15 protein-coding genes are annotated in these 13,476 nt (G+C 51.6%); 8 read left to right on the top strand and 7 right to left on the bottom strand.

Annotated elements, in window-relative coordinates; translation table 11 throughout:
* Position 1 precedes the first annotated feature (1 nt).
* From pncA to HV107_RS20600, 3 genes are all read left to right on the top strand, one after another.
* Positions 2-643, top strand: coding sequence for a bifunctional nicotinamidase/pyrazinamidase (gene pncA / locus HV107_RS20610; protein WP_182060616.1), 642 nt, complete (start codon positions 2-4; stop codon positions 641-643).
* Positions 644-940: 297 nt separating this feature from the next.
* Complete coding sequence (locus tag HV107_RS20605; RefSeq protein ID WP_182060615.1) at positions 941-2,197, top strand: glycoside hydrolase family 18 protein; 1,257 nt, start codon at positions 941-943, stop codon at positions 2,195-2,197.
* A 106-nt stretch (positions 2,198-2,303) separates the two neighbouring features.
* Positions 2,304-2,531, top strand: a complete 228-nt coding sequence (locus tag HV107_RS20600; RefSeq protein ID WP_182060614.1) for a hypothetical protein — start codon at positions 2,304-2,306, stop codon at positions 2,529-2,531.
* A 159-nt stretch (positions 2,532-2,690) separates the two neighbouring features.
* Here HV107_RS20600 and HV107_RS20595 read toward each other — a convergent pair whose 3' ends face one another.
* Together HV107_RS20595 and msrB are read right to left on the bottom strand one after the other, a co-directional pair.
* The gene (locus HV107_RS20595) at positions 2,691-2,969 is read right to left on the bottom strand and encodes a YeaC family protein (protein ID WP_014069852.1); all 279 of its coding nucleotides are present in this window, start codon (positions 2,967-2,969) and stop codon (positions 2,691-2,693) included.
* Positions 2,970-3,010: 41 nt separating this feature from the next.
* A complete protein-coding gene (gene msrB, locus HV107_RS20590) occupies positions 3,011-3,424 on the bottom strand; it encodes a peptide-methionine (R)-S-oxide reductase MsrB (protein WP_182060613.1) in 414 nt (137 codons plus the stop codon).
* Positions 3,425-3,764: 340 nt separating this feature from the next.
* On the opposite strand from msrB, the gene gapA reads away from it, so the two are divergent.
* Positions 3,765-4,760: a glyceraldehyde-3-phosphate dehydrogenase gene (gene gapA / locus HV107_RS20585; RefSeq protein WP_182060612.1), complete on the top strand. Its 996-nt coding sequence runs from the start codon at positions 3,765-3,767 to the stop codon at positions 4,758-4,760.
* A gap of 75 nt (positions 4,761-4,835) precedes the next feature.
* The gene (locus HV107_RS20580) at positions 4,836-5,720 is read left to right on the top strand and encodes a D-hexose-6-phosphate mutarotase (protein WP_182060611.1); all 885 of its coding nucleotides are present in this window, start codon (positions 4,836-4,838) and stop codon (positions 5,718-5,720) included.
* Positions 5,721-5,771: 51 nt separating this feature from the next.
* Here HV107_RS20580 and HV107_RS20575 read toward each other — a convergent pair whose 3' ends face one another.
* A complete protein-coding gene (locus HV107_RS20575) occupies positions 5,772-6,626 on the bottom strand; it encodes an aldo/keto reductase (protein ID WP_182060610.1) in 855 nt (284 codons plus the stop codon).
* An 89-nt stretch (positions 6,627-6,715) separates the two neighbouring features.
* A complete protein-coding gene (locus HV107_RS20570) occupies positions 6,716-7,462 on the bottom strand; it encodes a MipA/OmpV family protein (protein WP_182060609.1) in 747 nt (248 codons plus the stop codon).
* Between the two features lie 432 nt (positions 7,463-7,894).
* Here HV107_RS20570 and yeaG point away from each other — a divergent pair, with 432 nt between their 5' ends.
* Positions 7,895-9,829 carry a protein kinase YeaG gene (gene yeaG, locus HV107_RS20565; protein ID WP_182060608.1) on the top strand — a complete coding sequence of 645 codons (1,935 nt, stop codon included), beginning with the start codon at positions 7,895-7,897 and terminating at the stop codon, positions 9,827-9,829.
* Positions 9,830-9,924: 95 nt separating this feature from the next.
* Complete coding sequence (locus tag HV107_RS20560) at positions 9,925-11,205, top strand: YeaH/YhbH family protein (RefSeq protein ID WP_182060607.1); 1,281 nt, start codon at positions 9,925-9,927, stop codon at positions 11,203-11,205.
* Positions 11,206-11,334: 129 nt separating this feature from the next.
* Here the strand turns inward: HV107_RS20560 and HV107_RS20555 are convergent, their stop codons facing one another.
* Together HV107_RS20555 and HV107_RS27385 are read right to left on the bottom strand one after the other, a co-directional pair.
* Positions 11,335-11,655, bottom strand: a complete 321-nt coding sequence (locus tag HV107_RS20555) for a hypothetical protein (RefSeq protein ID WP_182060606.1) — start codon at positions 11,653-11,655, stop codon at positions 11,335-11,337.
* Positions 11,655-11,894, bottom strand: coding sequence for a hypothetical protein (locus HV107_RS27385; RefSeq protein ID WP_182060605.1), 240 nt, complete (start codon positions 11,892-11,894; stop codon positions 11,655-11,657). Before HV107_RS27385 ends, HV107_RS20555 begins: the two co-directional genes overlap by 1 nt.
* Positions 11,895-11,994: 100 nt before the next feature.
* Here HV107_RS27385 and HV107_RS20545 point away from each other — a divergent pair, with 100 nt between their 5' ends.
* Positions 11,995-12,234 (top strand): DinI family protein, encoded by a 240-nt coding sequence (locus HV107_RS20545; protein WP_182060604.1) that lies wholly within the window; start codon positions 11,995-11,997, stop codon positions 12,232-12,234.
* 56 nt (positions 12,235-12,290) lie between these two features.
* On the opposite strand, the gene HV107_RS20540 is transcribed toward HV107_RS20545, so the two are convergent.
* Positions 12,291-13,451 (bottom strand): tail fiber domain-containing protein, encoded by a 1,161-nt coding sequence (locus HV107_RS20540; protein ID WP_182060603.1) that lies wholly within the window; start codon positions 13,449-13,451, stop codon positions 12,291-12,293.
* Positions 13,452-13,476: the final 25 nt, after the last annotated feature.

Raw genomic sequence — 13,476 nt, 5'->3', positions numbered from 1 at the left:
TATGGCCCAACGTGCTCTGTTACTGGTTGATCTACAAAATGATTTCTGTGCGGGCGGCGCGCTGGCCGTGGCGGAAGGCGATAGCACCATTGATGTGGCTAATTCGCTGATCGCCTGGTGTAAAACGCGTGGTGACGCCGTTGTGGCAAGCCAGGACTGGCATCCAGCCAACCACGGTAGCTTCGCCAGCCAGCATAACGTTGCGCCCTACAGCCAGGGCCAACTCGACGGGCTGGCGCAAACCTTCTGGCCCGATCACTGCGCTCAGCAGACTGAAGGCGCGGAACTGCATCCGTTACTGAATCAGAAAGCCATTGATGCCGTTTTCCACAAAGGGGAAAACCCGGCCATCGACAGCTACAGCGCGTTTTTTGATAACGGTCATCGTCAGAAAACGGCGCTGGATGAGTGGTTGCGCCATCACGATATCGCCGAACTGATTGTGCTGGGGCTGGCGACGGATTATTGCGTGAAATTTACCGTACTGGATGCGCTGGACCTGGGCTACACCGTCAACGTGATCACCGACGGGTGTCGCGGCGTGAATATCCAGCAGCATGACAGCGCGCTGGCGTTTATGGAGATGTCCACCGCCGGTGCAACGTTGTATACGCTGGAAGACTGGCTCGAGACGCAGGCGTAAGCCTTTTTAGCCGGGTAAGGCGAAGCCGCCACCCGGCAACCCCTTCTCCGATCTCCCATAAAGTGAACTCCCTCGCATCCTCAGCGCAGCGGCAATGCTATTCTCTTCAGGTTGTTTTTTCGCCACGCCTTTCCGTGGCGTGGTTATCCCCTAAATAATTCGAGTTGCAGGAAGGCGGCAAAGGAGTGAAGCCCAGGAGCTTACATAAGTAAGTGACTGGGGTGAACGAGTGCAGCCAACGCACCTGCAGCTTGAAGTATGACGGGGATATTTTTATTAGGTCAAAGAGGAACTTATATGAAACGTTTGCCATTGCTGGCAGCATTACCCTTGCTTTGCGCGTCAGTTGCCTCCGCCAATACCCTGATGTCCGTGGGCTACTTTAACGGAGGTGGCGATGTTACCGCCGGCCCGGGCGGGGATATCAATAAACTCGACGTCCGTCAGATAACACACCTGAACTACTCGTTTGGCCTGGTCTATAACGATGAGAAAGATGAAACCAACGCTGCACTCAGAGATCCGGCAAAACTTCATCAAATCTGGTTATCGCCAAAAGTGGCCTCTGATCTGGCGCTAATCCCTGTCCTGCGTAAACAGAACCCCAATCTGAAAGTGTTGCTTTCCGTCGGTGGCTGGGGGGCGCGCGGTTTTTCTGGCGCGGCGGCCACCAAAGAGACTCGCGCCGTGTTTATCCGCTCCGCACAGGAGATTGTTGATAAATACGGCCTGGACGGGATCGATCTCGACTGGGAGTATCCGGTGAACGGCGCGTGGGGACTGGTCGCAAGCACGCCCGCTGACCGGGATAATTTCACCGCGCTGCTAAAAGAGATGCGCGCGGCCTTCGGGCAGAAAAAGCTGGTCACCATTGCGGTAGGTGCTAATGCGGAAAGTCCGAAAAGCTGGGTGGATGTGAAAGCCATTGCCCCGCTGCTCGATTACATCAACCTGATGACCTACGACATGGCGTACGGCACGCAGTACTTCAACGCCAACCTGTATGACTCCAGCGCCTGGCCAACCGTTGCCGCCGCCGATAAATACAGCGTGGATTTCGTGGTGAACAACTATCTTGCGGCAGGGTTAAAACCCAAACAGATGAACCTCGGGATTGGTTTCTACGGGCGCGTACCGAAACGTGCGGTTGAGCCAGGCATTGACTGGACGAAACCGGATGCGCAAAAAAATCCGGTAACGCAGCCCTACTTCGGGCCTCAGGAGATAGGTTTGTTCAAGTCACTGGGTTACGACCTGACCAAAGATACCTACGTGAAGTACAACGACATCGTGAAAAAACTGCTGAACGACCCGCAGAAACGCTTTACCGAACATTGGGACGATCAGGCAAAAGTGCCGTGGCTTTCAGTGAATTCTGCCGACGGCAAAGCGCTGTTTGCCATCTCTTACGAGAACCCGCGTTCAGTTGCCATCAAAGCGGACTACATCAAGGAAAAAGGGCTTGCCGGGGCGATGTTCTGGGAATACGGCGCAGATGACGAAAACCTGCTAGCAAAACAACTGGCGGAGTCGCTGGGGATCCCACATAAGTAGTAAGACATCAAGCCCTCTCCCACAGGGCTGAGGGTTCCCCAGTAATTTTTGTCTTTAATTCAGCGATGATATTACGCCATTGAATTAAGGGACTTACAGCGGTGTCATGGTCCGGCTGAAAATCGCCGAAGCGTTTACGGAAGGCCGGGGCGACGCGCATGGATGCGCGGCGAGGGCGGCTTTACAAGGACGTTTCATCCGCCCGTCCCCGATTAGCCTGGAGCAAACGCTGAGGGCATCGCGAAGCGACGATTTTCTTGCCGGGAGCCCGGGTCGCCAGGGTAGCGGCGGTGAGCTACCCTGGCACGTTCACCGGTATTGTGGTGACAAGTAGCAAGGAACGTAAAGTGAACGGAATGACCACCACAGCCGTATGTTCCCCCTCACCCCAGCCCTCTCCCCAAAAAGGAGAGGGAGCCGTCCGTGCTCGTATTTTTGTGGGGATTCCTCAACCCACAGGGAGAGGGTTGGGTGAGGGCATCAACCCGCACCGTTATTGCATTTTCAAGGTCGCAATCGGTTTTGGCGTGATGCCAAAATCTTCTTTTAGCTCGCGCTTGCTCTTCATCACCATCTGACCCTGGGTGTCGATGGTCATGTGCTGGGCGTCAGTGTTGTTACGTGCCTGCCACAACATCACCAGCTGCAAACTGTTCTCTTTTTGATCCGGGGTAAGGGCTACACCATCAGGCCATTTTCCCAGTTCAACCGCCGTCACCAGACGCTGATAAACTTCCGGTGTCATGCCACTTATCATGTCATCAATATTCATGATGTCTCCCTTTCAAAGGAATAATTTGCTGAATCGTTTTTTCAGCCTTTAGTCTGGTCGCCATTTTCGTCATCAGTGAAGCTTAATGACGCTGAATTGACGCAGAAGCGTTCGCCCGTTGGCTGAGGGCCGTCCGGGAAAACATGCCCCAGGTGGGCATCACATTTGCCGCAACGAATTTCAATACGTTGCATCCCATGTGATGAGTCATCAATATAGCGGATCGCGTCATCGCTGACCGGCTCGTAAAAGCTCGGCCAACCACAGCCAGAATCGTATTTAGTCTGGGAGTTGAACAGTGGCGCATCGCACACCAGGCAGTGATAGACACCGTCTCGCTTATTGTGCAGCAAGCGCCCGGTAAATGGGGGCTCAGTCCCGTGATTCTGGGTCACGTAAAACTGCATTTCTGTCAGGTTATTTTTCAGTTCATCAGGGTTACGTTGATTCGACATATGCTTACATCTCGCTGTAGAAACAGGCATCTTTACCCCGGATTCTAACAAAACATTAACACCCACGCGTGCACTTTTGTTCTAAACTTATGTGTCGCAAAAAGGTGGTCGGCCAAATGTGATCAATTTCACATTTTTATACAGGCAGGCCTTTAAAATTCCGGGCGCAGCCCCCATGTGGTTGCTAGCTCAAAGGGAAAGTGAGGCGAGTCAGTCGCACAAACGTTAGTCACAGGATTGATTTGTCGCAATGATTGACACGATTCCGCTTGACGCTGCGTAAGGTTTTTGTAATTTTACACGCAACCTTTTATTCACTAACAAATAGCTGGTGGAATATATGACTATCAAAGTAGGTATCAACGGTTTTGGCCGTATCGGCCGTATTGTTTTCCGTGCTGCTCAGAAACGTTCTGACATCGAAATCGTTGGTATCAACGATCTCCTGGACGCTGAATACATGGCGTACATGCTGAAGTACGACTCAACTCACGGTCGTTTCGACGGCACCGTTGAAGTGAAAGACGGCCACCTGGTTGTTAACGGCAAAACCATCCGCGTTACTGCTGAGAAAGACCCAGCTAACCTGAAATGGAACGAAATCGGTGTTGACGTTGTAGCTGAAGCTACCGGTATCTTCCTGACCGACGAAACCGCGCGTAAACACATCACCGCTGGTGCGAAAAAAGTTGTTCTGACTGGTCCATCCAAAGACAACACCCCAATGTTCGTACGTGGTGCTAACTTCGAAAAATATGCTGGCCAGGACATCGTTTCTAACGCATCCTGCACCACCAACTGTCTGGCTCCACTGGCTAAAGTTATCAACGACAACTTCGGTATCGTTGAAGGCCTGATGACCACCGTTCACGCAACTACCGCTACTCAGAAAACCGTTGATGGCCCGTCTCACAAAGACTGGCGCGGCGGCCGTGGCGCAGCTCAGAACATCATCCCATCTTCTACCGGTGCTGCTAAAGCTGTAGGCGTTGTACTGCCAGAGCTGAACGGTAAACTGACTGGTATGGCGTTCCGCGTTCCAACTCCTAACGTTTCCGTAGTTGACCTGACCGTTCGTCTGGAAAAAGCTGCTTCTTATGAAGAAATTAAGAAAGCAATCAAAGCTGCTTCCGAAGGCGCAATGAAAGGCGTTCTGGGTTACACCGAAGACGACGTTGTTTCTACCGATTTCAACGGCGAAATCTGCACCTCTGTGTTCGATGCTAAAGCTGGTATCGCACTGAACGACAACTTCGTTAAACTGGTATCCTGGTACGACAACGAAACCGGCTACTCTAACAAAGTACTGGACCTGATCGCTCACATCTCCAAATAAGTTGAGATGAGAAACTGATCCAAAAAGGCGACTTCGGTCGCCTTTTTTATTGCTTTAAAGACAGAGGATTGCGTAATGATTAATAAAATTTTTGCACTTCCGGTAGTCGAACAACTTACCCCTGTGCTCTCCCACCGCAAAATCGATGATGCCGATATTATCGTTGTTGATCACCCACGCGTTAAAGCGTCAGTTGCACTCAACGGTGCTCATCTGCTCTCCTGGAAACCAGAAGGTGAAGCAGAAGGTCTGTGGCTGAGCGATATTACCTCGTTTAAAAAAGGCGCTGCGATCCGTGGTGGCGTACCGATCTGCTGGCCGTGGTTTGGCCCTGCCGCTGAACAAGGCCTGCCTGCTCACGGTTTTGCCCGTAATCAACAGTGGACGCTGAAAGCGCACAATGTAGATGACAACGGTGCGGTATTGACCTTTGAGCTGCACAGCAACGATGACACCCGCAAACTCTGGCCACACGACTTCACGCTGTATGCGCGCTTCAAACTGGGTAAAACCTGTGAAATTGAGCTGGAAGCCCACGGTGAGTTCGAAACATCTTCTGCCCTGCACACCTATTTCAACGTGGGTGACATCAGCGCAGTAAAAGTCAGCGGACTTGGCGATACCTTTATCGACAAAGTCGACAACGCGAGAGAAGGGAAACTGAGCGATGGCGTACAGACATTCCCGGATCGTACAGACCGTGTTTATCTGCACCCGGAAGCGTGCAGCGTGATCCACGATGCAAACCTCAATCGCCGGATTGAGGTTATTCATCACCACAACAGCAACGTTGTGGGCTGGAACCCGGGCCCTGCGCTCTCTGTGAGCATGGGTGACGTGCCGGATGACGGCTATAAAACCTTTGTGTGTGTCGAAACCGCCTGCGTTTCACCTCTGCAAAAAGCCAGTGCCGAGAAGCCTTCTCGTCTGGCGCAGACCATTAGCATTGTTAAAGGCTAATGGTCTCGAGCAGCCTCTCTCCCCATTGGGGGGAGAGGAAACCCCACACCGTTAAACCACATCTAATGGCATTTTATGAGCGGGTGCCGGGAATGCACGCTCCAGTTTGAGCAGATCCTGCGCGGTAAGCGTAATGTCTAACGCCTCTGCATTTTCTTTTACATGCTCCGCTGATGCCGCTTTCGGTATCGCAATCACGCCCTGATGGCTAATCACCCATGCCAGCAGAATTTGTGCGACGGTGGCGTGATGGTCGCGGGCAATCTCATTAACCACCGGATGATTCATTAACCCGCTGCGTAAGCGTCCGGCCTGGGCTAACGGGCAGTAAGCCATCACCGGCATTGCCTGTTGCTGACACCAGGGCAGTAAATCATATTCAATTCCGCGTGAAGCAAGGTGATACAGCACCTGATTAGTGGCGCAGGCAGTGCCGCCCTCTTCGCGCCACAACTCCTGCATGTCGTCATAATCCAGATTCGACACGCCCCAGCGGCCTATCTTTCCCTGCCGCTGGAGTTTCTCCATCAGTTCAATCGTGTCTTCCAGGCTAAATCCGCCTCGCCAGTGCAGCAGATACAGGTCGATGTGATCGGTGCCAAGTCGTTGCAGGCTGGCTTCACATGCCGCCATCCCCTTCTGCCCTCCGGCATTCCACGGATAGACTTTAGACACCAGATACACGTTATCGCGCAGGCCTTTGATTGCTTCGCCGACAACCTCTTCAGCCCCGCCTTCAGCATACATCTCTGCGGTATCAATCAACGTGAGTCCAAGGTCGATGCCCGCTCGCAGCGCATCCGCTTCGGTTTTACGCAGGCTTGCCTTTTCGCCCATATACCAGGTGCCCTGCCCGATTGCCGGAAGGGTACGTGCACCGGAAAATGTCACCGTTTTTGCGCTCATATCACTCTCCTGTTATCTGCACCACCGTAAAGCAAACGGGGCGCAAGCGCCCCGTTATGATGCATAGATTGCACTGTGAAAATGCACAATCAGAATTTGTAGCTCACACCGACTGAGAAAATACCGGACCAGGATTTGTCGACCATTGGGCTATCTTTAACTTCATCGCTCAGGCGCACATAGCGGCCAGTGCCGAATACGCTCCAGTCGCCGAGGAAGTTATAGCTTGCGGTGAGTTCCAGGTACGGATCCCAGCCGTCATCAGCACCGTAGGTTTTCAGGCCGCTACGACGAGACTCGTTTTTGGACACGCCATAATAGTAGTCGTTGTAGTTCTCACTGCTGTATTGCACGCCGATACCTGGCGTCAGGGTCAGCCCACCGTTGGTATAGCGGTACAGCCAGGCCAGATCCCAGATAAAGCCGTTGCTATTATCCAGCGTATCGCCTGCCAGCGCTGTACGCAGGAAACCATACTGGGTGTTATGCACGTAAGAAAGCCCGGCCATCATGGAGCTTTTACGTTTGTCGAGGCGGCGCAGTTGGTTGTTATCGCTATCGCCTGGTTTGAAGTGCTTCGGATCGTAGTACGCCATGACAGAGAGTTTGTCGGCATTATCGTTCCACAAATAGTAGCCGCCGCCCAGGCCGCGGAACCAGAAGTTATCGCCTTCATAGGTCACAACCGGAACCGGATAAATCTCGCGGTCATACTGTTTGTATGGGCTGTTAATCACGCCTACGCCAGCGCCAACAGTCCACTGATCCTCTGCCTGTGCGGCGCTAACTGAAGTGGCGGCAAGTACGCCTAATGCCAGAAGTTTGAGTTTGGTCACAATCCATTCTTTCCTGTAGTCAAATAATCAGCGGGTGAAGTGTAACCGCCCTTCCCCTACAACCCAAAGTTTTTTGCCTGCTAATGAGTTTGATAAACCCAGTATTTTCCATTTTTCAAATGACCTCCCGCTTTCATTTATGTGACGACAAGATGAAAAGCGCAAAAATGCCTTAGAACAAAGGCGGAAATTTTTGGATGAGTTATTGATATGTCATTGAAATTAGATTTTCCCAACATGCAAGTTTTGCAAATGCCATCTACGCTTTAATTTAAGAGGAGAAATTCCTGAGCGCCCTGTGATCCCTGGCGACCGACCTGGCACACAGGTTGCTGCTCTGGCATTACGGTGCGAGAAATTCTCTTCCGGGAGCCTCCACTACTCATACGAACGGCTCTTATCATGTGCTAAAAAACGAAAGGACGGCATGCCATGAATATATTCGATCACTATCGCCAGCGCTATGAAGCTGCCAAGGACGAAGAGTTCACACTGCAGGAGTTTCTTACCATCTGTCGGCAAGATCGCAGTGCCTATGCCAATGCGGCAGAACGGCTATTGATGGCTATTGGTGAGCCAAACATGGTTGATACTGCACTGGAGCCACGGCTTTCCCGTCTATTTTCGAATCGGGTTGTCGCCCGATACCCGGCGTTTGAAGAGTTCTATGGTATGGAAGATGCCATTGAACAAATCGTCTCCTATCTGAAACATGCGGCTCAGGGTCTGGAAGAGAAGAAACAGATCCTCTATTTATTAGGCCCTGTGGGTGGCGGTAAATCATCGCTTGCCGAACGTCTTAAAGCGCTGATGCAACGCGTACCTATTTATGTGCTGAGCGCCAACGGTGAACGCAGCCCGGTTAACGACCATCCGCTGTGCCTGTTCAACCCGCAGGAAGATGCGCAGATTCTGGATAAAGAGTTTGGCATCCCACACCGCTATCTCGGCACCATCATGTCGCCGTGGGCCGCAAAACGTCTGCATGAGTTTGGTGGGGATATCACCAAATTCCGCGTCGTCAAAGTATGGCCGTCCATTCTGGAACAGATTGCCATCGCCAAAACGGAACCGGGCGATGAGAATAACCAGGATATTTCAGCTCTGGTGGGTAAAGTCGATATCCGTAAGCTGGAACATCACGCGCAAAACGACCCGGATGCCTATGGCTATTCTGGTGCGCTGTGCCGTTCGAACCAGGGGATTATGGAATTCGTCGAGATGTTTAAAGCACCGATCAAAGTGCTGCATCCGCTGCTGACCGCAACTCAGGAAGGGAACTACAACGGGACAGAAGGTATCTCCGCCCTGCCGTTCAACGGGATTATCCTGGCTCACTCGAACGAATCCGAATGGGTCACTTTCCGTAATAACAAAAACAATGAGGCGTTCCTTGACCGTGTGTACATCGTCAAAGTGCCTTATTGCCTGCGGATCTCTGAAGAGATCAAAATTTACGAAAAACTGCTCAACCACAGTGAGCTGGTTCATGCACCTTGCGCCCCGGGTACGCTGGAAACGCTGTCGCGCTTCTCTATCCTGTCGCGCCTGAAAGAACCGGAAAACTCCAGCATTTACTCGAAAATGCGTGTCTATGATGGCGAAAGCCTGAAAGACACCGACCCAAAAGCGAAGTCGTACCAGGAATACCGGGACTACGCCGGGGTCGACGAAGGGATGAACGGTCTGTCCACGCGTTTCGCGTTTAAGATCCTCTCCCGCGTGTTTAACTTCGACCATGCTGAAGTGGCAGCGAACCCGGTTCATCTGTTCTATGTGCTGGAACAGCAGATTGAACGTGAACAGTTCCCGCAAGAGCAAGCCGAACGTTACCTTGAGTTCCTTAAAGGCTATCTGATCCCGAAATACGCCGAGTTCATTGGCAAAGAGATCCAGACGGCTTATCTGGAATCTTACTCGGAATACGGTCAGAACATTTTCGACCGATATGTGACCTATGCTGACTTCTGGATCCAGGATCAGGAGTATCGCGACCCGGATACCGGCCAGCTGTTTGACCGTGAATCCCTGAATGCTGAACTGGAAAAAATCGAGAAGCCGGCGGGGATCAGCAACCCGAAAGATTTCCGTAATGAGATAGTCAACTTCGTGCTGCGTGCAAGAGCGCACAACAGCGGGCGGAATCCGAACTGGACCAGCTATGAAAAACTGCGCACGGTTATCGAGAAGAAAATGTTCTCTAATACCGAAGAGCTGTTGCCGGTCATTTCGTTTAACGCCAAAACCTCAACCGATGAGCAGAAAAAACACGACGACTTTGTCGACCGTATGATGGAGAAAGGCTATACCCGCAAACAGGTTCGCCTGCTGTGTGAATGGTATCTGCGCGTACGCAAATCGTCTTAACACAAGTGCCCGGTGGCGCCTGCGCCTACCGGGCCTACAAAAAATGTCCGGCATTTCAGGACACTGCAAGTTGGCAAATGCAGTACGGGGGGTATATGACCTGGTTTATTGACCGGCGTCTTAACGGCAAAAACAAGAGCACGGTGAATCGCCAGCGGTTCTTGCGCCGTTATAAAGCGCAAATTAAACAGTCGATCTCCGAAGCCATCAACAAGCGTTCGGTGACTGACGTCGATAGCGGTGAATCCGTTTCTATCCCGACGGATGACATTAGCGAACCGATGTTCCATCAGGGACGCGGCGGCCTGCGCCATCGTGTCCATCCAGGTAATGACCACTTCGTTCAGAACGACAGAATCGAACGCCCACAAGGTGGTGGTGGTTCGGGAAGCGGTCAGGGACAGGCCAGCCAGGACGGTGAAGGACAGGATGAATTTGTTTTCCAGATTTCGAAAGATGAGTATCTCGATCTGCTCTTTGAAGATTTGGCGTTGCCGAACCTGAAAAAGAACCAGCACCGTCAATTGAACGAGTATAAAACCCATCGTGCGGGATACACCGCCAACGGTGTGCCTGCCAATATCAGCGTCGTGCGTTCATTGCAGAACTCACTGGCGCGGCGTACGGCGATGACTGCAGGGAAACGTCGTGAACTGCGCGAACTGGAAACCAGCCTGAAAGTGGTTGAGAACACAGAGCCCGCGCAACTTCTGGAAGAGGAACGCCTGCGTAAAGAGATTGCTGAGTTACGTGCGAAGATCGACCGGGTGCCGTTTATCGACACCTTTGACCTGCGTTACAAGAACTATGAGAAGCGCCCCGAGCCGTCCAGCCAGGCGGTGATGTTCTGTCTGATGGACGTTTCAGGTTCAATGGATCAAGCCACGAAGGACATGGCTAAACGTTTTTATATCCTGCTCTATCTGTTCCTGAGCAGAACCTATAAGAACGTGGAAGTGGTTTATATTCGCCACCATACGCAGGCAAAAGAGGTGGATGAGCACGAGTTCTTCTACTCGCAGGAAACCGGGGGCACAATTGTATCAAGCGCCCTGAAACTGATGGATGAAGTCGTGAAAGAACGCTATGACCCGGCGCAGTGGAACATTTATGCGGCGCAGGCGTCCGATGGCGATAACTGGGCAGATGACTCACCGCTGTGTCATGAAATTCTGGCGAAGAAAATTCTGCCTGTAGTGCGGTACTACAGCTATATCGAAATTACCCGTCGCGCCCACCAGACGCTGTGGCGTGAATATGAACACTTACAGTCGATGTTTGATAATTTTGCCATGCAGCACATCCGCGATCAGGATGATATCTACCCGGTGTTCAGGGAGCTGTTCCACAAACAAAGCTCAACAACAGCAAGTTAACCCTTATAAATCAGCCAGTTAATTGCTATTTTCTGGCTGATTTTTTCATTTTATGGCATGGTTTTTTCTTCTGTTTTTTCATGGTGTTGCATTTTATTTTGGGGAAGGATTTTTATAGCCAGCTCCCAGTCAAATGACAGGTAAGTGATCACTGCTCACCCTGTTCAGCGTGTGCGTCAGAACGCCGTGCACCGTTACATCATCCAGCGCATCACCTTCTATCGCTTCACCCTCTTCAGTTATCAGCGCAGCGCCATGCCGTTTTACAAACTGATTCCTGCCATCCATAGACACCAGCAATGTGTCACCATTGTTAGCTCTGATGGCTACGTTAATGACAGCCCATCCACATGATGTTTCGATCACCCGGCAGTTGCCGTCAATGCCACACACAGAATCGATAGTCAGTCGTTCTTCAACATAGTCAGTAGCTGGCGAAACAAACCCCATCAGAAGACCCTCCCCATGTTGCGTAAGATCCAGTAACGGTTTTCACTTTCGTCAGTAGTCTTATCAGCGAAGTCTGGCTGATAACTCTCAATCCACTGGTTTGCATCGGTCTGGGTAAAGTGCCAATTCTTTTCGCGCAACTTCGCGATGAAACTGTCTGTTCTGAGATAGCGGTAACCCTTGGGATTTAGCTGTATGGCCTCAATGAATGCGGCCCGTATCTCATATTTACGTGGCATGAGTTGCACTCTCATTCAGTTATTGACTGTATGTATATACAGTAGTATTTTTGAGGTCACAGATCAAGCCAAGGTTATTTTCACATTCTAAGGAAAGGTTATGTTCGTAGAACTCGTTTATGACAAACGCAATTTCGAAGGCCTGCCAGGTGCAAAGAACATCATTCTGGATGAGTTAACAAAGAGGATTGGCCGCGTTTTCCCGGATGCAGAAGTTCGCGTTAAACCGATGATGACGCTGCCGGCAATCAATACTGATGCCAGCAAACATGAGAAAGAGCAGATCAGCAGGGTCGTGCAGGAGATGTTCGAAGAAGCTGATATGTGGCTTGATGTTTAGTCGTTACTCGTACCACCGGGCAGCCAGTTGATGATATGACTGCCTGGTGAGCACTTTTATGATTTTTGCGTATTAAGAAGTTCTTTCAGTTCTGCCAGCTCCCCCTGCATATGCTGGATAGTCAGAGTTAGTTTTGCGATAGCTGCCATTGGGTCAAGATAGTACATGCCTGAGAGATCATCGTTTTCTAGGTCAACCCCTGCTGGCAGGCCAGTACCTTTAACAACCTCTGGGGAGACCTCCTTCATGTCGTTAGCGATGAAGCCGAGCTGACCCGGTTTCTTATCGAGAACGCCCCTGGCTTTCATATCGAAGAGAGCAACCTGCCATCTGCTCACTTCATCCGCTGCCTTTTCCCGGTCGGTCTGATAGACGATATTCTCTTTCAGCTCCCGGTCCGATGAAGTAACGGTGATGGCGCCAACGTCACTGGTGTCGACATAAAGACGCATAGCCCCACTGGTCCAGAGCAAGTTAAACGCGCTTGCGCTGTAACTGCCTTTTGTCCCGGAACGACACTGATAACCGCCTTCAACCTGAAGTATGCCTGTTCCGCCGCCTGTGCCGCCTTTCAATTCCAGGCTTGTGGTTCCTGAGGCCCACAATCGCGCAGAGTAGTCATTAGTGGTAGAACCGTAATGAAAATCGAGGAATGGAGATGCGGCCGACAATTCGATGGAAGAAAAGGTCGGCGTGTCAGTACTTCCTAAACCAAGCTTTGTACGCGCATCTGCGGCAGTTTTCGCACCAGTACCGCCCTGGTCAATGCTGAGCGCTGTAGTCAGCCCGGAAAGGCTGGTGATGTCGCTGTTTGCCCCTTTCTTCGCCAGCGATTTCTGACCCGGTACCGTGACGGCCACACCGTTAATCGTGATGGTGACGTCTGTAGTACCGTTCATCACATCAGCGAAGCCGCTCATGTACCGCTGGTACATCGTGAAGGTTTCAGCAATGTCCTGCGCCAGGCCATCCACACTCAGGCTGTCGCTCAGCAAAATCGAATACTTCGTTCCGGCAGGGATTGCAGGGCTTGCCGCAGGAGTCACGGTGAGACTTGTTGCCCCGCCGATAGCAGTGATCTGGAATACCTGGGCGGGGCTGGTCAGCGCGATGACAGTACAGCCGTTGCGGATGAGTGAGCCAGCAGCAGTAAAGTTCGTACCTGTTCCGGTAAGCGTATTGCCACTGACAGCAATTGTGCCTGTTGTGTAAATCATATTTTCTCCACGCAATAAAAAACCC

The organism is Enterobacter sp. RHBSTW-00175, assembly GCF_013927005.1.
GTDB lineage: Bacteria > Pseudomonadota > Gammaproteobacteria > Enterobacterales > Enterobacteriaceae > Enterobacter.
The sequence above is the reverse complement of the archived record's forward strand: the minus strand, read 5'-3'. Positions and strand labels throughout refer to the sequence as shown.